The following is a 24,459-nucleotide window of genomic DNA, read 5'->3' as shown; positions in this document are numbered from 1 at the left end:
TCTACGCTTATACAAGGTGCAAATAAAAAACATCATACTATTTTCCCCCAATTTTATGAAAATTCTTGCTTTGCTTTAAGAGGATTCATAAGAGGTATTTCACTCTTTTCTTCAATGGTTTCTATCCATACAGCATTTCTTCTAATAATACGCAAGAGAATGTTTTTTATTATTTTAATATGAGGATATTGGAAATAAGGAGAATTCCACTGTATTTTGAGTTATAAATCAATACGTTATATAATTATAAAAGACAAGTAAATACGTAAAAGGATAAGCTAAATTTAAAAACTATTATACTAAATTTCAGATTTTTTAACGGCCTTCACGATACCACATGCTGCTCAACAGTAAAAGGCAGGCAAGCAGTGCAAAAAAGCCAGAAAATATCGAAAAATAAAAGGTATTGATTAAACGGGTTTCGGTTGCTTCTTTCAGAACAATTGAATGTGCTGGGGAAGAGGACGGACTTTTTTTTGATTGAATCAGCTTGAATGGAGGAAGATGAAAATTTTCTTTTCCCTCAGTGTGTAAACGTCCGATGTAGCCACCAGTGTGCTTAATAATGGGGGCCAGTTTTTCTTGTGTTGAAATCAAGTCAAACAACTCAAGATTATCGAGCATCCCTACAGAAGAAAGTATTGTTAAATCGCCATTTTTAATGGTAAAAACTCCTGTCTCATCAGTGGTCACAGTTGCAGTAAAAAGGCCTTCTTGTTCTTTGGTGAGAGTAATATTTTCTTTTTTTCCAGAGGGAAAGATTATTTCGACGGGCTCTGGATGCTCTTTGAGGGTTTGGCGGCGAATTGTTAAATGATGATTGCTGCTGGTTGCACTTAATTTTTCTTCTTCAAGTTCTGGTTCTTTCATAAGCCAATGGGCAATTCGTCGATAAAGAGCAGCATAAGGACCTCCGCCTTCGAAACCTCTAGCCCAAAGCCAACTTTCATCGGAAAGCAACATGCCTACACGCCCTTTATCAACATGGGAGAGAATTAAAAGTGGTTGTTCATTGGCTCCTTTCATGAGGGCGATTCCGTTATTTATATTTTGAATAGCAATTTGTCGCAACCATTGTCCCCATTGAGAAGCTGGAAGGTTAAGTGTTGCAAGACCCCTTGTGACAGGATGGCGCTCACCTTCTTTGGTTAATGTGGGGCGAAAAGGTTTTTCAATAATAGTTCCATTGGGCAATGCCGGTAGAATGCTTATTAAAGGTGTTTTCGCAAGTGAGTTTTTTTGGGTAAATTCAGGTCCTGTTACCATCAACAATGCACCCCCCTTTTGTACATATTGGGCGATATAATCATAATAGATTAAGGGGAGAACAGTAGAGTGCTGGTAGCCATCAAGGATGATGAGATCAAAGTTATTAATTTCTTCAACAAAGAGTTTTCTTGTGGGAAAGACCACTAAGGATAATTGGCTTGAGGGCGTATTATCTGCTTTGGTGGGGGGACGCAAAATAGTAAAGTGAACAAGATCAATATTGGAGTCACCTTTCAAAAGGTCTCGCCATGTCCGTTCTCCATTATAAGGAGCACCTGAAATAAGAAGAACGCGTAAATTTTCTCTGATTCCTTCAATAATTGTTATAGCGCGGTTATTTTCAAAGCTTAGTTCACCTTTGTATGGATCAGTTATAACTTGGATAATATTTTTTTCAGCATGAGGAAGAGTAATTTCAGTTTGAAAAATCACGCCAGGAGTTACAGAATAATGGCCAATGTCTTGTCCATTGACGCTTAGTGTAATATTTGCTTTCTGTGGTATTGTTTTTTTGGCGGGGCCTTTATCTTCTACCAAAATGGAGAGCGTTTGTGGTTTGTTGACAAGGGCAAAGCGTGGAGGAGAAATAAACTTGATTTGGCGATCAAATTCATCTGAGTATCCTGTAATCAAAGCATTGAGAGGTGCTTCATGATGAAGATCTGATAGGTCAGGGATGTCATGCACTTGTCCATCAGTGATAAAAATGGTTCCTGCATAACGAGAGAATGGTACATCAGATACTGCTTGTGTTAAAGTCTCAAACAAATTCGTTGAGGGCGCATACTGATTATCAGCAAGTTTTCCAGCTTCAATAAAACGTGGTTCAAATTGTGGATAATGCGCCAATACTTGAGTTAATTGCGCGCGCGCTTCATCACTGTCGTTTGTACGTGTTCCAAATGTTTGGCTTTTGCTGCGGTCAATAATAATTCCCACTGTGCTTTTCAGTGGTTCGCGCTGTTCTTTTATGATCATTGGATTAAGCAAAGCAAGGATGAGGGCGCTTAATGCCATCAGACGAAATATAGAACCTTGACGTTGCGTAACAAGACCAACAACGACAAAAAGAAAGGATATTCCGCTTAAGAGCAGAATCCAAAAGAGTGGTAAGAAAGGCTGAAAAGTGAAAAGTGGTATCATTGCCTTCTTTCTCTTTTAAAGCGTTCCAAGAGCGCAGGAACATGAACTTGGTCCGCTTTATAGTTTCCTGTAAGCACATAAAGAACAATATTTAAACCTGCGCGAAATGCCCATAGACGTTGCATTGGATCATTGGGAACAAGGGGATATTTCCATGTTCCTTTTTCATCGAGTGCCCAAGCACCGGCAAAGTTATTTGCGGTGATGAGAAGAGAACTTACGTTATCACCACTGGCAAGAGAATTTTTATTTTTTTTGTTTGTTGATGAGGATTCAACCCATAAAGGTGAACCACGGTAGAGACCAGGAAAATCTGGCATAATATAAAAGGAACGTGCAACAACGTGATCGGTTGATGCTGGCTCAATGGATGGAATATTTAATCCTTTTAAGATGGTTCGTAATCTTTGCGTTTCTGGAGTGGCATCTCCTTCAAGATTAAGATTGCTCTTTATCTGATCGCGTGTGTCAAATAAAATTGTTCCCCCATGTTTCATAAAATTATTTATTTTTTCAAGGCTTTTGGGAGTTGGTATAGGACTCTCAACATCAATTGGCCAGTAAATAAGAGGATAAAAGGAGAGTTCATCTTTATCGAGATCAAGTGCTGTAACAGAGCCAGGGGAAAGCATTGTGCGCTCTGCAATAAATTGGCTTAAGGCTTCTAGACCACTTTTACTCGTTGTATCAATTTCACGATTGTTGGTTATAACGTAGGCAAGATGTGTTGCACCAGCGGCTTGTACACTATCATGATGATTTTCTGTCGTTTGTGCATGAAGAATTGGAGCATATGCAAACAAGGCAATAAGAATTATGAGAGGGAGGAAAAACATATTATGCCGTTTATTGAAAGAAAAAATACCTCCCATCCATAAAATGAGAAAATTATCAAAGGCGAATAATAAGATGGCTAATCCTAAAAGTGGACCGGTAAGATTTTTTTCTTGTGTATCGTAAGATAAAGGACTCTTGTTAAGAGAAGGTGGCAATGATGATTGTTTCACCAAGCGCGATGAATGAGTTAAGAGATTAAGCGCATAAAAATTGTTTTTGACACCATAAAGTCCTGGTGGGGTATGATAGGAAGGACGGGGTGGATTTTGAGCATCAAAGACCAGTGGAACAATATCAGAGGATGGTACTTGTAATTGTCCGTCAACGGCTATAGTTCGCCAAGGGTTTTGTACCACTGTTCTTTTTTCTCTGTGTGTTAGGTTTGTGTTTTCGTTAGAACCTAATGTGATTAATTTTTGCAGCATTTGTGCAAAAAAGCCAGAAAGAGGAAGATTAGACCATGTTGGGTCAGGAGCAACATGAATGAGAATGAGGGTTCCTTTACCACGTTTTGCTGCGGTAATAAGAGGAGTTCCATCCGAAAGGCTAAGCCACGTTTTTTCAAAAAGATCTGGGGTTGGTTCTGCGAGGATTTGGCGAGAGACAGTAACATCTCCTGGAAAGGGAAGACCAAAGAAAAAGCTATTTTTTGCAAAAGGTGCAAGCTTTTGTGGTTTTGTCCAAGACATAATACTTCCAAGGGAACGTTGGCCTGGGCGCAGTGGTATCGGAAGAAGGTTATCGTAATGTTCTGCGCTACTGAGTTTTTCTCCTGCAAAGCGGATGAGTGTTCCCCCTTTATTCACAAAATCAGAAAGTTTTTTTTCTGCATTTTCGGGCATGTTAACAATGTCACCCATAATAAAAACAGATGGATTTTGTTTAAGCAAATGATCAATATCCGTTGAAAGTTCTCTTCCACCGGCTGTTATAAGCTGTGTATGACCTTGTAAGGCTTTAATAATGTAATAAAATGGAGCAAGTAAAGGCTGTGCCATTTCATTGGTATCGGGTGAGAGAAGAGCAACACGGCTTATCCTGTTATGGCTGTCTACCAAGAAGGTTGCAGCAGCATGGTTTTGATTGTTTATTTTTATCCAAGCGATATCATTGCGTAGTTCAAGTGGTACATTAAAAGGAACAAGTACTGTTGTTTCTCCTTCAGAGAAATTGTTCGTAAATTGACCGAGAAGTTGATTATTTGAATCGTAAAGGCTGAGTATAGCGGGAGTATTACTGTGTGTTGTTGAGCGGATAATACGCGCGCCCATGTTTCCATTATTATTTTCTATGGATGTTATGCCGGTTAAATCGGAAATATCAGTCAAATACCACAAGAAGTTTCTAGGTTTTAGTTCTTCAAGAAGAGCAAAAGCTTGCTCATCTTCATTTGTTTGTAATCCATCACTTAAATAAGCAATATCAAGAGGTTTTCCTTTGGTTATTTCGCTGAGTTTTTTGAAGGCATGCACACGGTTGACAGGCCAAGGACGCGGTTGCAAATGCATTAAATGCTGTTTTATAATCTTGGCTGGTTGGGGCTCTATATTGGAGATATCATGTTCAGCCGTTGCAACAAGATAAATATCTTTTTGCTGTTTTTCTGCCTGTGCAAGGAGTATTTCAGCGATAGAGATGCGTTTTTTCCATTCTTTTACAGAAACCCAACCATTATCAATAATGAGTGCAAGGGGTTGAGACCCAGAAAGGCTTATTGGTTTTTGATTCCAAGTGGGGCGTGCTAGAGCTATGATAACAAGTGCCGCTATGGTTAAACGCAACAAGAGCAACCACCAAGGTGTATGTTTTGCTGTTTCTTGTTGATGAGTTGGTTTGGGTAAGAAGCGAAAAGGGGGAAAAAGCTCTTTACGCGGAGATGGAGGAGTTATCCGCAATAGCCACCAAATGACCGGTAGGAACAAAAGCCCTAGTAACAGAAAGGGAGCAGCAAAACTCAAAGTGCCCTCCTTTTTTGCAATGGAGAGTCGCTCATTGTATTTGCGAGATGAAAAATGGTCTCTGTTAAAGGTTGATCCGTTGTACTAACGTGATAAGACCATCCTTGGCGTGCGCAAAAATTTACCAATTCTTGTCGCCTTGCGTGATATAGTTTACAATAGCTCTTACGAAGATCTTCTGCTTTAGTGGAAACATGTTTCTCTTTCGTTTCAGGATCCAAAAATGCTGTGTGACCTGTGTAGGGGAAGCTTTCTTCTGCGGGATCAGAAATTTCAATTAAATGAGCTGTCACCTGTTTTGTAGTTAAAACGGTTAAATGTTGGATGATTTTTTCAGGATAGTCGAGAAAATCACTCATTATAACGACATGTGAAAAGCGTGTAATCGTTGAAAAATCCGGAAATGAATTTTCATCTGAATGATTTTCTAAAGCAAAGGCTATTCGTTCTACGACATTGGATGTCATTGTGGGGGACATTAAGTTGGGAATAGCAATATGTTCGCCACTGCGTGCAAGAAGGGATGCCAAGGTAAGGGTAAGAAGAGTGGCATGATTACCTTTAGAGATTTTAGAAAAGCGCGAACAGTAATGCATTGATGCGCTCTGATCAGGACAAAGCCAAACGGTTTGTGTCATTTGCCATTCATGTTCACGGAGATATGTATTTTCATCACGCGCTGAGCGACGCCAGTCAATGCGGCTAATGGATTCTCCTTCCATATAGGGACGAAATTGCCAAAAGTTTTCCCCATTACCGCTTTTACGTTGTCTATGCCATCCGGTTATCAATGTATTAGCGATATGACGCGCTTGTAAAAGGAAATATGGCATTTTGCCAGTATCCTTATGCAGTTCATTTGCAAGCGACAATGGAGGCTTTTGTAAAACTTTTTTGCCAAGAGCCATTCAAAGAGCATCTTTCACAAGGTTATTAATAATATCTTTTACGGTTATATCTTCAGCACGGGCAGAAAAATTAAGAGCCATGCGGTGTTGTAATACGGGATAGGCCAATGCTTCAACATCATCAAGTGAAGGAGCTAAGCGTCCATAATAAAGAGCACGAGCGCGAACACAAAGTGAAAGGGCTTGTGATGCCCGTGGACCAGGTCCCCAAGATACATAAGTATTAGCAAGACTATTGTCTTTATGAGGGCGAGATGAGCGGACAATTTTTAAAATAGCTTCAATCACATTTTCTGAAAGAGGCATTTTGCGAACGATATTTTGAATTTTTTGCAATTTTTTGCCGGATAAAATTGGTTTTGCATTTGATTTTTTTTCTTTTGTTGTTTCTAAAATAATCCGTCGCTCTGTTGTGAGGTCAGGATAGTCAATATCGATTTGCATCAAAAAGCGATCCAGTTGTGCTTCAGGAAGTGGATAGGTCCCTTCTTGTTCGAGAGGATTTTGCGTTGCAAGAACATGAAAAGGTTGTGGCAAATCATAACGGGTACCTGCAACAGTAACATGATATTCTTGCATAGCTTGTAAAAGGGCTGACTGTGTCCGTGGGGAAGCACGATTGATTTCATCGGCCATGAGAAGTTGCGTGAAAATAGGACCTTGAATGTATCGAAAAGAACGTTTACCGTCTTTATCGGAATCCATAATTTCAGAACCAATAATATCCGATGGCATTAAGTCAGGAGTGAATTGGATGCGTTTTTCATCAAGCCCTAAGACTGTTCCCAATGTTTCAACAAGACGTGTTTTTGCAAGTCCTGGAGCACCGACAAGAAGGGCGTGACCACCAGCAAAAATAGCGATTAAAGCATATTCGATTACCTGATTTTGCCCAAAAATAACTTTGTCAATTTCTTTTTGTAAAATATCCAACTCTTTGTGTGCCGTATCAATATCATCAATAATGACTTGAGCTTCATGATTGATATTGACCTTTTTTATAGAATTGGATGATGGATCATGTTGACTCATATTTCTTCCTTAAGGCGTTTGTCGCAAAAATGGTAATTTTCTCTGCATGATAATGGATATCTTATTGTTTGTAACAGAAAATGAGAAGAAATGAAGTATCATATGCCGTTTTTTTTCATATTCATATAGAAGAGAAAAGTTTCTTTGGAAGAATAGACGTGCTTTATAAGGGATGTCTTAAAAAAATTGTTTTATGAAGAGAGTTTTTTAAAGAAATGAAGACAACTTTTTTGAAAGGTTAAAGGGTGAATATAAGACAGAACTTCAAACAGGTTGCGTGGTTACAACAAAGTGATATCCAAACACTTCTTCGTGTTTTGTCTGTGGAGGGGGAAGAGGCGCGTATTGTAGGGGGAGCAGTACGCAATCAACTGCTAGGGCAGCCTATTAGTGATATTGATATTGCCACAACCTGCTTGCCGCAACAGATTATCGCACGTGTAGAAGCAGCAGGATTTAAAGCTATTCCTACAGGGATTGCGTTTGGTACAATAACAGTAGTTGCTCATTCATGTTCTTATGAGGTTACAACGCTTCGCTGCGATATTGAAACGGATGGTCGTCATGCAAAAGTGGCATTTGGTCGTGATTGGAAAAAAGATGCTGAACGGCGAGATTTTACGATAAATGCGCTTTATTGTGATGCTGCTGGCAACCTTTATGATGATGTGGGAGGTTTGAGTGATATTGCTAGCCGAACAGTTCGTTTTATTGGGGTTGCAGAAGATCGTATTGGCGAAGATTATTTGCGTATTTTACGGTTTTTTCGCTTTTTTGCGTGGTATGGAGCAGGGCGACCTGATGTGCAAGGATTGAAGGCATGTGTTCGTTTAAAACACGGTTTAAAAAAACTTTCTTCTGAACGTATTTGGGCAGAAATGAAAAAGCTTCTTGCGGCGTTTGATCCAACGCGTGCTCTTTTATGGATGCGACAAAGCAGAATTTTGGCACTCATTTTCCCTGAAACAGAACGATGGGGTATTGATGCAATTCACGCATTGGTGAAGACAGAACAGGCTCTTGGTTGGAAAGTTGATCCATTGTTACGGCTAGAAAGCCTTCTTCCTCCTGATCCCATGCGTCTTCATGAAATGGCACAGCGCTTGCGTTTTTCTCTTAAGGAAACAACGCGATTAAAAGAATGGGCAGAGTTAGAAATAATAAACCAAAACTGTTCTGATCATTTTGTGCAAAAACTGATTTATTTTCATGGACGACAGCCAGTTTTAGATCAATTATCGTTGTCTGTCGCTGCATCACATCTTGATCATCTGGAAAAAAGTGATGCTTTGCAAAAAGCAGAGGGTTATATTAAGCTTTACCAACTTGCCAAAAAATGGCAAATTCCAACTTTTCCTATTAATGGTAACGATTTAATAAAAAAAGGTTTTACGAAAGGTATACTTTTAGGAAAAAAGCTTAAAGAGCTAGAAATGATATGGATTGAAAGCGGATTTTTAATGGATCGTCATGCACTATTAGAAAAAATTGATTTATAATATTTCTGTTTATAAACCCACTGTTGTTTATATTTTTTAAGTCAACATATTAATTTATAATAATCATTATTCATGTGAAAGAAGAGTTCACAATATTGTAAGGTTATTTCAAACCTATTCATATTACATCAATCAAAATTATTGCCTTACGTGTCACGAGGGGGAAGCTGTATGAGTAAAAACGATTACAGAGAGGAAAAATGTCTCTTATAAACCATCTCAAAGATAAGGATTCTCGAAAATGAGAACGAATAAAGAGAATAGTGATAGCGGTTTGCACCTTGTATGACCATAAAGAGGGGGATGTTCACTGGATTTTTACTATGAGGAGTATTTAATCATTCATAGGTGGTGATATGAGGTGATATGAAATGGATGTGATGGGCACTAAGAAATGTTTATTTTACAAGCACTTAATTGTTTGAAAATGATAGGCATTATACGCTCTAACTGTTCTTTATATGTTGTATTATTGTTTTTCGTGATAATTTATATTTTTATAAAATACATTTTCTTTCATAATAACCAATTTGGCGCAATGCTTCTCCTGTTGTTATAGCCACGCTCATGGCGAGATTGAGAGAGCGTGCCTGTGGTTGCATGGGAATTTTCAGTGTGTAATCGGCCGTTTCATGAACATAATCGGGAACTCCAGCTGATTCCCGACCAAAAAGTAAAACATCATTTCTTTGATAGCATATCTGCGTATAGCATGTTTTTGCTTTTGTACTTAAAAGCAACAGGCGGCGGTTAAAGTGTTTCATGGAGCTTATAAAATGTTGCCAATCAATGTGTCGTTCTAAGGAAGCATATTCGAGATAATCCAATCCTGCGCGTTTGAGATTACGATCCGACAGATTGAAGCCTGCAGGTTCAATAATGTGCACATGTAAACCAAAGCAAGCGCTAAGACGTAAAATCGTTCCAGTATTACCAGCAATATCAGGTTGGAAAAGAGCTATATGAAGTGTCATGTTCTCTGTAATATGATTTTTCTTTCGACTTTGTAAAGAAATACCACAATTTATTCGAAAAATATGCTTTGAGAAATACATGTTTTTTACGGTTAATTTTTATTCCCTTTAAATTTCAGGGAAAAAGTTATGTATACAGATCTGTTTGGGATAAGAGAGAAGCTCCCTATTCGGGACTTCATTTTATTGAGCGATCCATGAATGGATTGGCTCATTATGTTGAAAAGTGGGATATTTAATGAGGTTAGATCATCCATTTTAATTAAAATCAACAAAATATGCTTTTTATGCAAAAACAGAAGCGAAAAAAATACTCATACAACCAGTTGGAATTGAGAGAGGGAGAGATGCTGTAAATGTGTTAAAGAAATAACCGATAAGCTCAACTTGTTTACAGAGATATGGTCATAATAAGACTATCTTTCTTTAGAAGTGTTTATTTACATGCTATCTCTGATTTTCACGGGCGGGGGAGTAATTTTGATTGATTAATATGAATAGGTTGGAAATGAAAAAACCTTACGGTGTTTCAGGATTTCATTCACTCTGTAAAATGATGAATTATCATTATAAAACAGTTTTTTGTATAAACCATACAAATGGCAGGAGTTTTTACGGGGATGTTTTTATGATTGAGGTAACTGAGTGATCAAGCATTGTACAATGGGAGAGGGTATGGTAAAAAGGGTGTTTTAGCAAAGTGTCTCTTTAAGTTAAGGCCATGGGTGAGCAAACGAGGCGGGATTTTCTGTTTTTGGTAACAGCTGTTGCAGGAGCAGTTGGAATGGGAGCGGTTATGTGGCCTTTTATCCGTCAGTTGCGTCCAGATGAAGCTGTTTTGGCATCTTCCTCTGTTGAGGTTGATCTTTCTGGTATTGAAGAGGGGATGTCGATAACGGTAAAGTGGCGAGGACAGCCTGTTGTTATTCGAAATCGTACGGCAAAAGAAATTGCTGATGCGCGCGCTACTGAAGTGAGACTTCTAAAAGATCGTCAAGCGCGCAATCCTAATCTTGAAGGTGAAAAGGAAGCAACAGATTTTGCGCGTTCAGCAGGTAAAGGACGTGAAAATTGGCTTATTGTTATTAATCTTTGTACGCATCTAGGCTGTGTAACACTTGGGCAATCGGGTAAATTTGGAGGATGGTTGTGTCCCTGTCATGGGTCTGTTTATGATACAGCTGGAAGAGTGCGTTCGGGTCCAGCTAACTATAATTTGGCTATTCCTCCTTACCAATTTCTTTCTGATACTTTGCTCAAAATAGGATAAGGTTATGACAAGGTTTTCTCCTTATTGTCCTAAAAATGCACTTGCTCGTTGGTTTGATAAGCGTTTTCCTCTTCCTCGTTTTTTTTATAATGCATTTGTGATTTTTCCTGTTCCGCGTAATCTTAATTACTTTTACACATTTGGCGGTATTTTAACCATTATGCTTTTATCACAGCTTTTGACCGGTATTGTCTTAGCAATGCATTATGTTCCAGATATTCATTTGGCTTTTGAAACGGGAGAGCGGTTTCGGCGTGAAGGGCAATTTGGTTGGCTTTTTCGTCCATGGCATTGTGTAGGCTCTTCGTTTTTTTTTATTGCTGTTTATATCCATTTGGCACGTGGACTTTATTATGGTTCTTATAAAAATATGCGAGAAATGGTATGGGTTACAGGTATTTTTATTTATATCATCATGATGGCAATAGCGTTTTTTGGTTATGTGCTTGTTTGGGGGATGATGTCTATTTCAGCTGCTTCAGTGATTGCAGGGCTTTTCAAAACGATTCCTTTAGTGGGGTCTTGGTTGCATGAGACACTTCTTGGTGGTTATGTCGTAGGACAACCAACGTTGAATCGTTTTTATGTTTTCCATTATGTTTTATCATTTGTTTTGCTTCTTTTTGTGGGGCTTCATATTTGGGCAATTCATTGTGTTGGGCAAGGAAATCCAACGGGTCTTGCTATACAGTCAGATAAGGAAACGGTTCCATTTTCGCCTTATGCACTGATCAAAGATATTTTTGCTATTACTGTTTTTCTCATCTTCTTTGCCTGGTTTTTGTTTTATATGCCCGATTATATGGGGCAGGTTGAAAATTATAGTGTGGCAGATCCTTTAAAGGCACCTCTTCGTGTAGTTCCAGAATGGTATTTTTTGCCTTTTTATGCGATGCTTCGTGCTATAACTTTTGATATTGGTATTTTCTCTTCAAACTTTGTTGGCTTTGTTTTATTCGTCAGTTCGATTTGCATTTTAATTTTTGTGCCATGGTTGGACCGCTCTAAAATATGTTCAGCAAGATATCGACCTGTTTATAAAATTTTCTTTTGGGCGTTGGTTATTGATGTCGTTTTTCTTGGTTGGTTGGGGTCAAGAGAAATAAGTGACAAAATTCTTTTATGGACACAATTGGCTACGGTTTATTATTTTATATTTTTTTTGGTTATTTTGCCGATTTTGCCAGCGTTTGAAAAAAATTATTCTCTTCCTTCTTCAATTATGCAAGATTTAAAACAGAAAAAAAAGAGACTATGGTAAATGTTTTTGTCGGGCTGGTTGTTATTGTTGCTATGAGTTTTTCTGCTCAGAGTTTAGCGGGTGGTGCCTCTGATCAGGAAGAGGGATTTATTTCTTTTCCTTTACAGGTTCCTAAAAAACAAGAATGGAGTTTTTCAGGTCCATTTGGGTTCTACGATAAGGCGCAATTGAGGCGCGGATTAAAGATTTATAAACAAGTTTGTTCCAGCTGCCATGGGCTAAAATATGTGGCTTTTCGCAATTTAAAAGCTCTTGGGTATGATCAAGAACAGATTAAAGTTTTGGCGGGGCAGTATGAAGTGCGTGATGGTCCTAATCGAGAAGGAAAATTTTTTAAACGTGCTGGGGTTGCAACGGATTATTTTCCTTCTCCCTTTGCGTATGAAGAAGAAGCAAGACAGGTTTTGAATGGTGCTTATCCTCCAGATTTGTCATTGATGGCACGTGCACGTGGTGTATCTTTACCTTTTCCTGCTTTAATTACGGATGTTTTGACTCATTATGATACGGCTGGTCCAGATTATATTACAGCTCTTTTAACAGGATATCAGGAAGCGCCGAAGAAGGTAAAAGTTGCTGATGGTTATTGGTATAATCCTTATTTTATTGCCAGTAATTTTTTAACTATGGCACCTCCTTTGAGTGATGGTGTAGTTGCTTATGAAGATGGAACCCCAGAAACCGTTGAACATTACGCCCGTGATGTTTCTGCTTTTTTGATGTGGGCTGCCGATCCTCATATGGAAATTCGTAAAAAAACCGGTTTTCGTGTTATTTTATTTTTAATCATTTTTGCAGGGCTTGTTTATATTTTAAAAGGTCGTATTTGGCGTAGTTTAGAAGAAGAGTTTGAGAAAGAAACAAAAGATGAAATAAAGAAAGAAGGATAAGACGACTGGTTTTGAAAGAGTATAAAAAGCATAAGGAACAAATCTGTTTATAATGCATTGAGGTTTTATAAAGTAAAAGCAAAGTAAAAACGGAGATGTTAAAATGAAAAAAATTTCATGTACTACTCTTATGTCAATTTTGATGATTTCTAGTACTTATGCGCAGTCTTTTGAAGGACCTTCTAAACCTGAAATGATTTCTTCAACAGGTATTGTACAGGTAGGGATAGATAATTCTGTGCGTTATGTAACACCTTTAGCAACGGATTTTGTTGCTTCTAGCCTTATAGGTGCTAAGGTATATAATATAGAAGATGAAAATATTGGTGAAGTAAAAGATATTATTTTACGTGAAAATAATATTGCGGGATTTGTTGTTGCAGTTGGTGGTTTCCTTGGTATAGGGGAGAGTTATGTGGTCGTTTCTCCAGAAACAATCCAGATGACAAATGATTATGGTAAGTGGAAACTTATTACAAATGCGACAAAAGATTCTTTAAAGGACGCTCCAACATTTAAATACGAAGGGCGTTGGACGCGCTAATTTTATATTTCCATTCTTGAATGGATAAAACAGTTGCTGTCACAATAATGGTAGCACCTGTTTTTTGTTCAGGAGACCTTTAGGAACTTTTGCGGTAAGCTCTCATGAACTTAATACAAAATTTTCAAGATAAACTATTAAGATAGAGTGAAGATTTAAGTATTATGTTTAAATAACATGATATCGCCATCTTGCACAATGTATTCTTTTCCTTCATCGCGGGCTTTTCCTGCTTCTTTTGCACCGCTTTCTCCACCCAGAGCAATATAGTCATTGTAGCTGATGGTTTGTGCACGAATGAAGCCGCGCTCAAAATCTGAGTGAATAACGCCAGCTGCTTGGGGAGCTTTGGTACCACGCGCAATTGTCCATGCTCGCGTTTCCTTAGGCCCACAGGTGAAGTAAGTAATGAGATCAAGTAAATGATAACCAGCGCGAATAAGGCGATTTAAACTTGGTTCAAAGAGTCCTAGAGCATTGAGATATTCTGAGGCTTCAGCATCACTCAGTTGCGTGATTTCCGCTTCGATAGAAGCCGAAATGATAATACTTTGCGCATTTTGCTCTGTTGCCATTTTTTCAACTGTTTGGGTAAAACTATTGCCATGAGCGGCGTCATTTTCGCTTACGTTGCAAACATAAAGTACAGGTTTGGAGGTTAAAAGATTTAAACTTTTAAGAATGTTCTTTTCATCAGAAGAGATATCTTTGAGTAATAAGCGGACAGGGTTTCCCTGTTGCAGTATGTTTAATGCTTTTTCCATAATGGGTAGAATTGTAAGGGCTTCTTTATCTTTTCCAGTTGCTCGTTTACGGATTTGTACGATTCTTCTCTCAAGACTTTCAAGATCTGCAAGCATAAGTTCGGTTTCAACCGTTGTTGCATCACTAACAGGATCAATACGTCCTTCTACGTGGGTAATATCTTCGTTTTGAAAACAGCGTAAAACGTGGACAATGGCATCGACTTCACGAATATTGGCTAAAAATTTATTCCCTAAACCTTCGCCTTTTGAGGCTCCTCGTACCAACCCCGCAATATCAACGAAGTTAATGCGTGTAGGAATCGTTTCTTTTGAACCAGCAATTGATGCAATTTTTTCCATTCGTAAATCTGGAACAGCAACTTCACCGGTATTGGGTTCAATAGTACAAAAAGGATAATTGGCAGCCTGTGCAGTGGCTGTTTTTGTTAATGCATTAAAAAGAGTTGATTTCCCGACATTAGGTAATCCGACAATACCGCATTTAAAGCCCATGAGAGTCTTTCTTTTCTACTGATTTTATGGTTAAGATAAAGCTTCCTTTTTATAGCATATTTTCAGAAGAGTTATAGTCCTTGTCTTGCGATAAGTGAGAAAAAAGTCTAAAGTAGTAGGTATCTACTTTTTTACCTTAGTTCTTCTTATCTTAATGCTCTCCTTAGTTACAAGGATAAGAAAACTTCGAATTAATGTTAATAGTGTGCTAAGTTTTTCATGGTATGCAAATCTGCATAAATAATTAATCGGAGAAAATAGAAGAGTGTTATCTCGTTGTGCCTTTTTAATTGCAGCACTTTTGGCTTTGGCTGGATGTGCTACACGTCAGTCAGATATGTCATCGGTACCTTTTCAACAAGTTCGATACATTCCACCAGAAATACAGGCTTTGTATGGTCCTGTAACGAATGAGGCCTATTCGTTACCTGCTGTTGATCTTGCGACAATTGATCCAAAATATTGGCGACAAGAGGTGATTTATTATACATCTTATGCGCCTGGAACATTGGTTATAGATACGCAAGAGTGTTTTCTTTATCTTATTGGTGAAAATGGAAAAGCTTTGCGTTATGGGATTGGTGTCGGTAAAGAAGGCCTAGCATTTGAAGGTGAGGGGGTTATACAGCGCAAGCGTCGGTGGCCAAATTGGGCTCCTACTGCAGCTATGATGGCTCGAGAACCAGAACGTTATGGTCATCTTGGGAAAGGAATGCCACCAGGGCCCGATAATCCATTAGGTGCGCGGGCACTTTATTTGTTCAAAAATGGGAAAGATACACTTTTCCGTATTCATGGCTCACACGAATCGTGGTCAATTGGGCGTGCTATTTCAAGTGGGTGTATCCGTTTGCTTAATCAAGATATTATCGATCTTTATGATCGTGTTCCCGTTGGTTCGCGTGTTGTGGTATTGCAAAACAATAGGAGTATTCCTACAGTTTATAGTCAACAATCAAATGGTTACGATCCGCTACAATCGACCATTCAGCCAAATGATTTTTTTTAATTTAGGGGAGAAGATTGGAGAGAGCCGTTTGGGTATTTTGGTTTGCTGTTCAATCTTCTCTTCCTCCAAAAAAAGAGTATAGACCTCTTCTCTGTTTCAAAAGATATGTACAAATATCATTGTTCTATTTGCTAGCTTTCATATTTTCCCAACAGGTTTTGCCTTTGAGGAAATTTATAAGAGGCATTTTTCTTTCTTTTTTCAAAAGTTTTTATCCATATGTCCTCCAACTTGTGAGGTGTAAGCCAATGGTTTTTATGGTTTCATTATTAATAGATTTAAAATAAATCTTGTGATATTTGGCATTTCTATTCAAGAATATAAAACAATTAATTCTTATAAATCAATAAGTTATATGTATAGATTTTATAGAGAAAAGTTGTTTTTTTATTGATGAGAGAAATAAGCTGTTAGGGTCAGTTCTTATTTTTTATTGTTTGTGAAACTTCATTCATAAAGAGGGATTTGTCATCTTTTATAAGGAGAGCGATATTTTTTGCGATTGCCTCTAAGAGAGGGGGAAGCCATTCTTGATCAGATTTGGTAAAATTTCCTAGGACATGCTGATGAACAAGTTCTTTGCTTCCAGGATGACCAATTCCTATGCGTATACGGCAATAATTAGTACCACAATGGGTATCAATAGATTTAATACCATTATGTCCATTATTTCCTCCACCAATTTTTACACGGACTTTTCCCGGAGGCAGGTCTAACTCATCGTAAATGATGATCAAATTCTTCAAATCTAATTTATAAAATCGCAAAGCTTCACCGATTGCTTGACCCGAGCAATTCATAAAAGTTTGCGGTTTTATAAGAAAAATTTTCTCATTATCTATGAAACCATTGGAGATTTCTGCTTGAAACTTTTTCGACCATGGAGAAAAAGAGAAGGACTGATAAATGGCATCAACAGCCATAAAACCGATATTATGGCGGTTATTTTGATATTGTAAACCAGGATTGCCAAGACCAGCAATAAGCCACATGTGTATTTTCAGTCAAAGTATGAGTAAGGGTAATGTCTCATAAATTAAGGCGGAAAAAATTTCCGCCTTTTGAGTTTTATGAAGTTTCCGTGTCTTCTTCATCATTTTCTTGTTCAGAGGTTTCATCGCTGACATCCATGCCAGCAGGAGCTGCAATGGTTGCAATGGTAAAGTCTCGATCTTGGATGATGGGAGTCACATCTTTTGGCAGTTGCACTGCTGAAATGTGAATAGAATCACCAATAGAGTAGCTGGAGAGATCAATTTCAATAGCTTCAGGAATAGCACTTGCTGGAGCTGTACATTCAATTTCGTGCCGAACAATATTGAGGACACCACCCTTTTTAAGTCCAGGGGCCGTATCTTCATTGAGGAAGTGGACAGGAATATTCACTTCTACAACGGATTTTGCTGAAATGCGTAAGAAATCTACATGGAGGGGAAAGTCACGCACGGGATCTAATTGATAATCTTTTGGCAAAACCATAATTTTTTGCTTGTCAAGAATAATCGTTGCAATGGTGGTACGAAAGCCACCAGCGTGAATTTTATAGAAAATTTCTTTATAGGGAACTGTTATTGCCAAAGGAGGTTGTTTTTCACCATAAATGACAGCAGGAATAAGACCGTTGCGGCGAAGTTCACGGGAGGACCCCTTACCAACCCGCTCGCGTTTTTCGGCCTTAAGAGTGTAGCTTTTGCTCATAATTTAAGTCCTTTTTACATGATTGGAGATCCTTCAAAAACAATAACAGTTTTTGCATGGATATGAAGATATGCGCTGATAAGCAGCGATTGCTCCATTCTGCGTTGCCTCCAAGGGTGTCTACGCAGAAGTCTGTTCTATAATTCAAACTATTCATAGATGCAAGAGTTGTGGGAAAAATCGATGATTTCTATCGTTAAAAAAGAGGAAATGTTACACATTATGGTACAGGATGGAGAATCAACCAATATGCGCTGATATGTTCAAAATCAAACACTGGAGATGTTATGAAGGTTGAGATTGCTTTGGGTGAGATATCAGAGAGTCGTGCTTTGCATAAATCGATGCCAGCATTTCTTGATTTGGAAGAGTTATTGGCAACACGTCTTCTTGTTCAAGGTAATTCTGGTTCAGGTAAATCACATCTTTTACGCCGTCTTCTAGAACAAAGTGCTCAGTGGGTACAGCATTGTGTGATTGATCCAGAAGGTGATTTTGTAACTTTGGCAGACAAATTTGGTCATGTTATTGTAGAGGCTCAACGGAGCGAACTAGAATTGACGCGTATTGCGCATCGCATTCGACAACATCGGGTTTCTGTAGTATTTAATCTTGAAGGTTTGGATACTGAACAACAGATGCGTGCTGTGGGTGCTTTCCTTGGGGCACTGTTTGATGTGGAACGTGATTATTGGTATCCTATGCTTGTCGTTGTTGATGAAGCACAATTGTTTGCTCCAACTGCTGCAGGAGAAGTTTCTGATGAAGCACGTAAAATTTCACTGAGTGCTATGACTAATCTTATGTGTCGGGGGCGCAAACGTGGTCTTGCTGGTGTTATTGCGACACAACGTTTGGCTAAGCTGGCCAAAAATGTTGCTGCTGAAGCTTCAAACTTTTTAATAGGGCGGACTTTTTTAGATATTGATATGGTGCGCGCTGCTGATCTTTTGGGAATGGAGCGTCGTCAAGCAGAAATGTTTAGAGATCTTGAGCGGGGAAATTTTATCGCTTTAGGTCCCGCTTTATCACGACGTCCCTTACCAATCATTATCGGTTCTGTTGAAACTTTGGCACGCTCTTCTAGTCCTAAATTAATGCCACTTCCAACAGAGCGGGATGATGTGCAAGAGCTCGTTTTTACTGCTTCACCAGAGGAAATTTTAACGCCATTTAAACAAATACGAGAGCCGATGAGGGAAAAATCAATGCACGAGATGTTAGAGGAGGTAGTACATAAAAAACAAGAGCTGTTGGAAGAAAACTTGAGTTTATTTCCTGAACTTTCTGATGTTGAGCGTGACGGCCAAGCAGAACATATTATTCGGGAAATTCTTGAGGATTCTGAATCTTTTTATCGCTCAACAGCGGTGCTTTATCAAGATTTTTCGGTTCGTTGCCGTATCCATGGTATGTCAAAGGTTCCTTTTAATCTTTCGCAATTTCGGCGTAAATTGGCTATTGCTCAGGCTTTTGTTGATGAACAAACGGCTGTCAGTGAACATTGGAAACATATTTTGCAGATATCAGAAAGTTTGGAAGAAGATGTTCAAGGAGTCTTCTTGAACGTGGCTCAAGCCGCATTGGGCGGAAAGCCTTGTCCATCCGATGCATTTTTAGCACGTCTTTATGGGACTCATTCTTTAAGCCGCGTCCGTCGGCTTTTAACCTACTTTGAAGAACGCGGTCTCATTGTTATTCATACGCATTTTAGTGGCCAACGCATTGTTGCATTTCCTGATCTTGGTGTTGAAACAGCACCAGGAGATCCCAAGGAACCACTTTAACCAAATAAGCTTGAAACGGATTGTTCTGCTGCTGTCCTTGCTATTGCTTCTCCCATAAGGTCGGCAATGGGCAAAACACGAATATTATGGGTTTTCTCAATAGCTTGTGTTGGCATGATTGAATCTGTAATAACCAATTCTTTCATCTCTGAATTGGCAATTCGCTCGATTGCATTACCAGAAAGAACACCGTGCGTGATATAAGCTGTGACACTATTGGCACCATGTTTAAGCAGAGCACTTGCTGCATTGCATAAAGTTCCACCTGAATCAACAATATCATCAAGCAAAAGGCAATCTTTTCCCGATACATCTCCAATGATATTCATAACTTCTGATTCACCGGGGCTTTCGCGACGTTTATCCACAATAGCGAGCAAACTGTTCAAGCGCTTGGCGAGTGCGCGCGCGCGCACCACACCACCCACATCAGGTGAAACAACGATAACATTTTCAAGAGAATAATGCACTTTGACATCGCGAGAAATGACAGGAACAGCATAGAGATTATCTGTAGGGATATCAAAAAAACCTTGAATTTGTCCTGCATGAAGGTCCAATGTTAAAACACGATGGGCCCCTGCTTCAGTAATGAGGTTGGCAACAAGTTTTGCAGAAATAGGAGTTCGTGGTCCTGGTTTTCTATCTTGGCGTGCATAGCCAAAATAGGGGATAACAGCTGTAATACGACGCGCAGAAGAACGACGAAGGGCATCAATCATGATGAGTAATTCCATCAAATGATCATTTGCGGGATAGGATGTAGATTGCAAAACAAAAACATCTTGTCCACGTACATTTTCATGCAGTTCTACGAAAATTTCTTGATCAGCAAAGCGCTTTACAGTTGCTTTGCCTAAGGGGATGTTCAAATAATTTGCAACATCTTCAGCTAGGCGTGGATTAGAATTTCCGCAGAAAAGTTTCATAGTAGAACCTCTGAATCATCATGGTAGGAATGCGACACGGTTTTTAATTTCTTTTTATTAAATTGCAAGAAAACAATTACAAAACCATTACAATTTTATTGATTATTATTAAAGAGCTATGCAGTATGTTTTCTCTTTTTCCAAAAGTTTGTTACTTTTAGAGCAAAGTTTTTTCTCCATGCGGCAAAGAAAAACATATTGATTAAGCTTTTTGGTTATTACTTTATAAAAATACTTTCAATATGGGGAATGTTTCATATTTAAGATGAATGAAAGGGAGTAATAAAAAGAAGTATTATCTTGCCTTCAATCATTATAACCAAACATTGAAAATGATCATAGCGAAGGCTATCATATTTTATGGGCTGGTAGATAATTTCGTGAAAAAAGCAAAGTATAATGGGATTTATTTTTCCATTTGGGTAAAAAGTTTAGTTTTGCAGTTTTGGTATTGTTCTCAAGCATAAAAGGGGCTCATCTTTTATTTTTCAGCATAATAGCAGAAATTTGCCGTCCGTAATCGGGTTCGTTGCGGTGTATTGCACGGCGATAGGAGAAAAAACGCTGTTCATCTTGATAGGTACAAAGCTCTACACAAGAAGCATTAACACCTGCTTCTTTGAGTTGATTTATAATAAATGCCCATAGATTAAAATAAAAGCGATTTATTTTGTCTGTTTTTAAAAAATATTTTTGGTATTTGCTGTGGTAATCAATAAACTGGTCGTAAAATTCGTTTGTTACTTCATAGTGATAAGGGCCAATACAAGGTCCAAGGACTGCTGTTATTGATTGTCTTTTGGCTCCTTGTTTTTCCATAACAGCAATTGTTTTCTCGATAATTCCATTTAAGCTTCCACGCCAGCCAGCATGAGTTGCAGCGATGACTCCAGCTTGTGGATCAGCAAACAGAATGGGTCCGCAATCTGCTGTAAGAACTCCAATAACGAGTTCTGGGGTAGTCGTAACCAGAGCATCAGCTTGAGGAGGTGCACCGATAGTTGCTTGATGAGCTACGACAACGTTACAGGAGTGTATTTGATTAACTGTGACTAAATTTTGCGCTTCAATAGAAAAATAATTGGCGATCAAAAGACGATTCTGTACGATATGTTCAGGTTGATCATTTGAACCTTTCCCAACATTAAGACTATGATAAAGATTTTTTGAAAAACCACCTTGACGTGTAAAAAATCCATGTTTTATTCCATGGGTGTGTAAAGTAGAAAGATTTTTTGCAAGAATGGGATGAGGGATAGATTTCATAAAAGTTCCTTATGGAGATTATTTAAAGTGAGGATGGAGATGTTCATATTTGTCAATGAATATTTCAGATAATGATGTGTTTATTGACAAAAGCGCCGATCATTAAAATTGGGGAGGTATGGAGATATTTTTATCACTGAAATGTAAAACTTTAAATAATTTTCCCATCTGATCTGGACCAGCGAGCCGTTCAATGTCTTGGCGGATTTTGTCTTGCAAAGGAGCACTTTTGCCAACTCCAAGCTGTTTTGCGCGCTCCAGTAGCCCCATTTTAAAAAGAAACTCTCCTTGCTCTAAGATTTCAGCAAAACAGCCCTGTTCAAGAGCTATGTTTTTTAAAAAAGAAAAATCAACATGGGATGTTAAATCATGTTCACCAGGGGCATCAAAAACATCACGAAATCTATGTTTCGAGAGTGCTTGCAAGGTATCGCCAAAGGCAAGCTCACAAGCACCATAGTCGATAAGTAAAGCAGAACCTGTCACTTGCACTAAATGGTGGCTGATTTGTTGCATGAATTGATGCCGTAAGGGGGCATGTTCAAAAATTGTTCCGTCAGGCACTTTAGAACAATAGGTTTGTAGACAAGAAGAGGGAAGTTTATGCGGGGCAGCAATAAAGATAAAATCTCCATTTTGATTGACTGTAATGCGGCGCTCTTTCCATTTTCCATTGACTTTAATATATTGGTTGATAGGGAGTGTATCGAGAAATTCATTAGCAATGAGGAAGAGAGGTTTTGAAGGAATTTGATTAAAATTTTCAATGCTATGGATTTGTTTTTGATAAGAGCAAAGGCGCTTTTTTTGTTCTTTTGCGAGTTTTTGGCTTATTTCGATCAGAAAAATTTCAGCAGCATTAAATGCCGTTTGAGAGAGCTTTTGGATGGTTCGCAAAATGTCATCCATCAAAGTTCCTCGTCCTGGACCTATTTCAGCGAGAATAAAAGGGTGAGGACACCCTTGAGCTTTCCAGCTCGCAAGAGTCCAAATGCCAATCATTTCTCCAAATAATTGGCTTATTTCAGGTGCTGTAATGAAATCACCAGCACGTCCGAAAGGTGTTTGTGTTTGATAATAACCAAATTGAGGATCTGTAAGTGCCAACGTTATATATTGGCTAACAGTGATTGGTCCATTAAGGACAATAATTTCTTTAATTTTTTCTTTGAGATTGGCCATTTTCTGTCGGTTTATATTTAAAGGCGTGGAGAAGAAGATAAAACCCTACAAGAAGCATGGGAAGAGATAAAGCCATGCCATAGGTAAAACCAGTAGAATGGAAAAGAGTCGAAAACCATTCTGGATCTTCTTGAGGCGCACGGTAAACTTCAGAAATGCTGCGTGTTACTGCGTAGCCTATAATAAATGTTCCTGATACAGTACCGGGACGTTTTAATGCTTTGAACCCAAAAATAAGAAGACACAGGATGATGAAGAGAAGAAATCCTTCCATAAATGCTTCGTAAAGCTGGCTTGGATGGCGCGGTAAATAGTAAGGATCGAGAGGAAAACAAACAGCCCAAGGACGTGTAGTAATATTGCCCCATAATTCTTGGTTGATGAAGTTGCAGATTCGTACAACGCCGATACCAATAGGAGCACCTGCAGCAATGATATCAAACATGGCTCGTATGTTAATATGATTTTTACGGGCAAACCAGATCATAGCAATGATAATACCAATAAGTCCGCCATGAAAGGACATTCCCCCATCCCATACGGCAATAATAGCACTTGGATGGTTAAAATAGTAAATGGGATCCCATACAAGAACTTGTCCTAAACGCCCTCCGACAACAACACTTATGGCAGACCAGACAACAAAATCTCCGATCTTTTCTTTATCCATAGGAGGATAGTTTCTATACCATAGAGATGTTTTTTTTAATAATTTTTGCGCATACCACCAAGCAAAAAGAATACCCAGTACGTAACCAAGTCCATACCAATGAAGTGCTATGGGACCTAGATGGATAATGACAGGATCAAGAAAAGACGGAAAAGCAATGGCTGGACAAGACAAATTGTTCATGAGTTAAGCATCTTACATTATACGAGATGAATATGAAGTGACTCTGATGGTCAGAAATGACAGATGAATACACAATGGTCAAGTCAGTAGGGAGGCTAGTCAGAAAGGGGGGGAGATTTCCACTGATTTATCACGGTAAAAAAATATGGTGATAAAAGGAATATTAAAAAATCTGAAACAAAATCATTATGAAAAATCTGCACAATATGTAAAATATAGAGTAAAAGGAACAAATTACAGTATCTAAATGTTATGAGAATACGCTATAATGCGTGTGTCAATAATTAAAATTTAAGGAAAAAGGTTATGCGTAATGGATCAAATCGTATTCTTGATGAATTAGCAAAATTAGCAACAGATGCTGCTGACGTTGCGCAAGGCATACGACGTGAAGCTGGAACAGCTTTTCGTGTGCAGGCTGAAAAGATAGCAAACAAACTTGATCTTGTTTCTCGCGAAGAGTTTGAGACTTTTAAGGAGATGGTGCTGAAAATCCATACTGATAACGCTGATTTGAAAAGACGCCTTGATGATTTAAAAAAAGATGATTAAAAAAAACGCAGACACAAAAAAGTAAAATAGTTTAAAAAAAAGAATCTTCAAAAAAATATCCCCAATTTTTCAATATGATGCGTGAAACTAAAAAATGCTTAATCTTGAGTCTGTTAGAGCGGAGCATTTGTTTATTTTTGATTTTTTTTGGGTAAAAATACATTTTTTTGAATCAGGGGGGCTGGCGCTATCAAATTGTATCAATACACTGAAAAAACTTGATGATTCGTTTCATGATTATCAGGTTTCCCTAAAGAGCGCGATTGTGTTCTAGGTGTTTGTGTTTTGTTGATGTTTTTAATGTGTATTTGTTTGGTGTAAGAGGTTTGATTGTAGCAA

Annotated in this window: 20 protein-coding genes; 8 read left to right on the top strand and 12 right to left on the bottom strand. The window is 38.4% G+C overall.

Annotation, left to right across the window (positions count from 1 at the left end; genetic code table 11):
- Positions 1 to 315: 315 nt before the first annotated feature.
- From ACFILZ_RS02065 to ACFILZ_RS02050, 4 genes are read right to left on the bottom strand one after another with little or no spacing between them, the layout of a single operon-like run.
- Entirely contained in the window at positions 316 to 2,412 is a 2,097-nt protein-coding gene (locus ACFILZ_RS02065; RefSeq protein ID WP_375610115.1) for a glutamine amidotransferase, read from the bottom strand.
- Positions 2,409 to 5,207 carry a DUF4159 domain-containing protein gene (locus ACFILZ_RS02060; protein ID WP_375610116.1) on the bottom strand — a complete coding sequence of 933 codons (2,799 nt, stop codon included), beginning with the start codon at positions 5,205 to 5,207 and terminating at the stop codon, positions 2,409 to 2,411. Before ACFILZ_RS02060 ends, ACFILZ_RS02065 begins: the two co-directional genes overlap by 4 nt.
- Complete coding sequence (locus ACFILZ_RS02055) at positions 5,204 to 6,115, bottom strand: DUF58 domain-containing protein (RefSeq protein WP_375606358.1); 912 nt, start codon at positions 6,113 to 6,115, stop codon at positions 5,204 to 5,206. The genes ACFILZ_RS02060 and ACFILZ_RS02055 overlap by 4 nt, the downstream gene beginning before the upstream one ends.
- Positions 6,116 to 7,147: an AAA family ATPase gene (locus ACFILZ_RS02050; RefSeq protein ID WP_375606357.1), complete on the bottom strand. Its 1,032-nt coding sequence runs from the start codon at positions 7,145 to 7,147 to the stop codon at positions 6,116 to 6,118.
- 245 nt (positions 7,148 to 7,392) lie between these two features.
- Here ACFILZ_RS02050 and ACFILZ_RS02045 point away from each other — a divergent pair, with 245 nt between their 5' ends.
- On the top strand, positions 7,393 to 8,646 hold the full coding sequence (locus tag ACFILZ_RS02045) for a CCA tRNA nucleotidyltransferase (RefSeq protein ID WP_375610117.1): 1,254 nt from the start codon (positions 7,393 to 7,395) through the stop codon (positions 8,644 to 8,646).
- A gap of 497 nt (positions 8,647 to 9,143) precedes the next feature.
- Here ACFILZ_RS02045 and ACFILZ_RS02040 read toward each other — a convergent pair whose 3' ends face one another.
- Positions 9,144 to 9,620: a tRNA (cytidine(34)-2'-O)-methyltransferase gene (locus tag ACFILZ_RS02040; RefSeq protein WP_375606355.1), complete on the bottom strand. Its 477-nt coding sequence runs from the start codon at positions 9,618 to 9,620 to the stop codon at positions 9,144 to 9,146.
- Positions 9,621 to 10,341: 721 nt separating this feature from the next.
- Between ACFILZ_RS02040 and petA the strand changes: the two genes are divergently transcribed.
- The 4 genes from petA to ACFILZ_RS02020 all read left to right on the top strand — a co-directional run bounded on the left by petA (position 10,342) and on the right by ACFILZ_RS02020 (position 13,585).
- The gene (gene petA, locus ACFILZ_RS02035) at positions 10,342 to 10,890 is read left to right on the top strand and encodes a ubiquinol-cytochrome c reductase iron-sulfur subunit (protein WP_375610118.1); all 549 of its coding nucleotides are present in this window, start codon (positions 10,342 to 10,344) and stop codon (positions 10,888 to 10,890) included.
- A gap of 4 nt (positions 10,891 to 10,894) precedes the next feature.
- Positions 10,895 to 12,151 (top strand): cytochrome bc complex cytochrome b subunit, encoded by a 1,257-nt coding sequence (locus tag ACFILZ_RS02030; RefSeq protein WP_375610119.1) that lies wholly within the window; start codon positions 10,895 to 10,897, stop codon positions 12,149 to 12,151.
- A complete protein-coding gene (locus ACFILZ_RS02025; RefSeq protein ID WP_375610120.1) occupies positions 12,145 to 13,041 on the top strand; it encodes a cytochrome c1 in 897 nt (298 codons plus the stop codon). Before ACFILZ_RS02030 ends, ACFILZ_RS02025 begins: the two co-directional genes overlap by 7 nt.
- A gap of 103 nt (positions 13,042 to 13,144) precedes the next feature.
- The gene (locus ACFILZ_RS02020; protein WP_375610121.1) at positions 13,145 to 13,585 is read left to right on the top strand and encodes a PRC-barrel domain-containing protein; all 441 of its coding nucleotides are present in this window, start codon (positions 13,145 to 13,147) and stop codon (positions 13,583 to 13,585) included.
- A 155-nt stretch (positions 13,586 to 13,740) separates the two neighbouring features.
- On the opposite strand, the gene ychF is transcribed toward ACFILZ_RS02020, so the two are convergent.
- Complete coding sequence (gene ychF, locus ACFILZ_RS02015) at positions 13,741 to 14,844, bottom strand: redox-regulated ATPase YchF (protein WP_375606350.1); 1,104 nt, start codon at positions 14,842 to 14,844, stop codon at positions 13,741 to 13,743.
- Between the two features lie 265 nt (positions 14,845 to 15,109).
- On the opposite strand from ychF, the gene ACFILZ_RS02010 reads away from it, so the two are divergent.
- Positions 15,110 to 15,853 carry a L,D-transpeptidase gene (locus tag ACFILZ_RS02010; protein WP_375606349.1) on the top strand — a complete coding sequence of 248 codons (744 nt, stop codon included), beginning with the start codon at positions 15,110 to 15,112 and terminating at the stop codon, positions 15,851 to 15,853.
- Between the two features lie 416 nt (positions 15,854 to 16,269).
- Here the strand turns inward: ACFILZ_RS02010 and pth are convergent, their stop codons facing one another.
- Together pth and ACFILZ_RS02000 are read right to left on the bottom strand one after the other, a co-directional pair.
- Entirely contained in the window at positions 16,270 to 16,845 is a 576-nt protein-coding gene (gene pth / locus ACFILZ_RS02005; RefSeq protein ID WP_375610122.1) for an aminoacyl-tRNA hydrolase, read from the bottom strand.
- A 76-nt stretch (positions 16,846 to 16,921) separates the two neighbouring features.
- Entirely contained in the window at positions 16,922 to 17,551 is a 630-nt protein-coding gene (locus ACFILZ_RS02000) for a 50S ribosomal protein L25/general stress protein Ctc (RefSeq protein ID WP_375610123.1), read from the bottom strand.
- Positions 17,552 to 17,838: 287 nt separating this feature from the next.
- Between ACFILZ_RS02000 and ACFILZ_RS01995 the strand changes: the two genes are divergently transcribed.
- Positions 17,839 to 19,338, top strand: coding sequence for a helicase HerA domain-containing protein (locus ACFILZ_RS01995; RefSeq protein ID WP_375610124.1), 1,500 nt, complete (start codon positions 17,839 to 17,841; stop codon positions 19,336 to 19,338).
- Here ACFILZ_RS01995 and ACFILZ_RS01990 read toward each other — a convergent pair.
- The 4 genes from ACFILZ_RS01990 to lgt all read right to left on the bottom strand — a co-directional run bounded on the left by ACFILZ_RS01990 (position 19,335) and on the right by lgt (position 23,568).
- Positions 19,335 to 20,267 carry a ribose-phosphate pyrophosphokinase gene (locus tag ACFILZ_RS01990; protein ID WP_375606345.1) on the bottom strand — a complete coding sequence of 311 codons (933 nt, stop codon included), beginning with the start codon at positions 20,265 to 20,267 and terminating at the stop codon, positions 19,335 to 19,337. The two genes, ACFILZ_RS01995 and ACFILZ_RS01990, sit on opposite strands and share 4 nt — an antisense overlap.
- Before the next feature lie 474 nt (positions 20,268 to 20,741).
- On the bottom strand, positions 20,742 to 21,533 hold the full coding sequence (gene pgeF, locus ACFILZ_RS01985) for a peptidoglycan editing factor PgeF (protein WP_375606344.1): 792 nt from the start codon (positions 21,531 to 21,533) through the stop codon (positions 20,742 to 20,744).
- 102 nt (positions 21,534 to 21,635) lie between these two features.
- The gene (locus tag ACFILZ_RS01980; protein WP_375610125.1) at positions 21,636 to 22,715 is read right to left on the bottom strand and encodes a class I SAM-dependent methyltransferase; all 1,080 of its coding nucleotides are present in this window, start codon (positions 22,713 to 22,715) and stop codon (positions 21,636 to 21,638) included.
- Entirely contained in the window at positions 22,690 to 23,568 is an 879-nt protein-coding gene (lgt, locus tag ACFILZ_RS01975; RefSeq protein WP_375606342.1) for a prolipoprotein diacylglyceryl transferase, read from the bottom strand. The genes ACFILZ_RS01980 and lgt overlap by 26 nt, the downstream gene beginning before the upstream one ends.
- Positions 23,569 to 23,874: 306 nt before the next feature.
- On the opposite strand from lgt, the gene ACFILZ_RS01970 reads away from it, so the two are divergent.
- A complete protein-coding gene (locus ACFILZ_RS01970; RefSeq protein WP_375606341.1) occupies positions 23,875 to 24,120 on the top strand; it encodes an accessory factor UbiK family protein in 246 nt (81 codons plus the stop codon).
- Positions 24,121 to 24,459: the final 339 nt, after the last annotated feature.

Origin of the sequence: Bartonella sp. AP40SXNS, from assembly GCF_042195825.1 — a bacterium.
Lineage (GTDB): Bacteria > Pseudomonadota > Alphaproteobacteria > Rhizobiales > Rhizobiaceae > Bartonella.
Note: the sequence above shows the minus strand (reverse complement) of the source record. Positions and strands in the feature narration are given on the sequence as shown.

What these genes read in the sequence shown, in the direction of transcription:
- ACFILZ_RS02065 (WP_375610115.1), bottom strand. Translation starts at nt 2,412, where the DNA reads ATGATACCACTTTTCACTTTTCAGCCTTTCTTACCACTCTTTTGGATT.
- ACFILZ_RS02055 (WP_375606358.1), bottom strand. Translation starts at nt 6,115, where the DNA reads ATGGCTCTTGGCAAAAAAGTTTTACAAAAGCCTCCATTGTCGCTTGCA.
- ACFILZ_RS02050 (WP_375606357.1), bottom strand. Translation starts at nt 7,147, where the DNA reads ATGAGTCAACATGATCCATCATCCAATTCTATAAAAAAGGTCAATATC.
- ACFILZ_RS02040 (WP_375606355.1), bottom strand. Translation starts at nt 9,620, where the DNA reads ATGACACTTCATATAGCTCTTTTCCAACCTGATATTGCTGGTAATACT.
- petA (WP_375610118.1), top strand. Translation starts at nt 10,342, where the DNA reads ATGGGTGAGCAAACGAGGCGGGATTTTCTGTTTTTGGTAACAGCTGTT.
- ACFILZ_RS02030 (WP_375610119.1), top strand. Translation starts at nt 10,895, where the DNA reads ATGACAAGGTTTTCTCCTTATTGTCCTAAAAATGCACTTGCTCGTTGG.
- ACFILZ_RS02025 (WP_375610120.1), top strand. Translation starts at nt 12,145, where the DNA reads ATGGTAAATGTTTTTGTCGGGCTGGTTGTTATTGTTGCTATGAGTTTT.
- ACFILZ_RS02020 (WP_375610121.1), top strand. Translation starts at nt 13,145, where the DNA reads ATGAAAAAAATTTCATGTACTACTCTTATGTCAATTTTGATGATTTCT.
- ychF (WP_375606350.1), bottom strand. Translation starts at nt 14,844, where the DNA reads ATGGGCTTTAAATGCGGTATTGTCGGATTACCTAATGTCGGGAAATCA.
- pth (WP_375610122.1), bottom strand. Translation starts at nt 16,845, where the DNA reads ATGTGGCTTATTGCTGGTCTTGGCAATCCTGGTTTACAATATCAAAAT.
- ACFILZ_RS02000 (WP_375610123.1), bottom strand. Translation starts at nt 17,551, where the DNA reads ATGAGCAAAAGCTACACTCTTAAGGCCGAAAAACGCGAGCGGGTTGGT.
- ACFILZ_RS01995 (WP_375610124.1), top strand. Translation starts at nt 17,839, where the DNA reads ATGAAGGTTGAGATTGCTTTGGGTGAGATATCAGAGAGTCGTGCTTTG.
- ACFILZ_RS01990 (WP_375606345.1), bottom strand. Translation starts at nt 20,267, where the DNA reads ATGAAACTTTTCTGCGGAAATTCTAATCCACGCCTAGCTGAAGATGTT.
- pgeF (WP_375606344.1), bottom strand. Translation starts at nt 21,533, where the DNA reads ATGAAATCTATCCCTCATCCCATTCTTGCAAAAAATCTTTCTACTTTA.
- ACFILZ_RS01980 (WP_375610125.1), bottom strand. Translation starts at nt 22,715, where the DNA reads ATGGCCAATCTCAAAGAAAAAATTAAAGAAATTATTGTCCTTAATGGA.
- lgt (WP_375606342.1), bottom strand. Translation starts at nt 23,568, where the DNA reads ATGAACAATTTGTCTTGTCCAGCCATTGCTTTTCCGTCTTTTCTTGAT.
- ACFILZ_RS01970 (WP_375606341.1), top strand. Translation starts at nt 23,875, where the DNA reads ATGCGTAATGGATCAAATCGTATTCTTGATGAATTAGCAAAATTAGCA.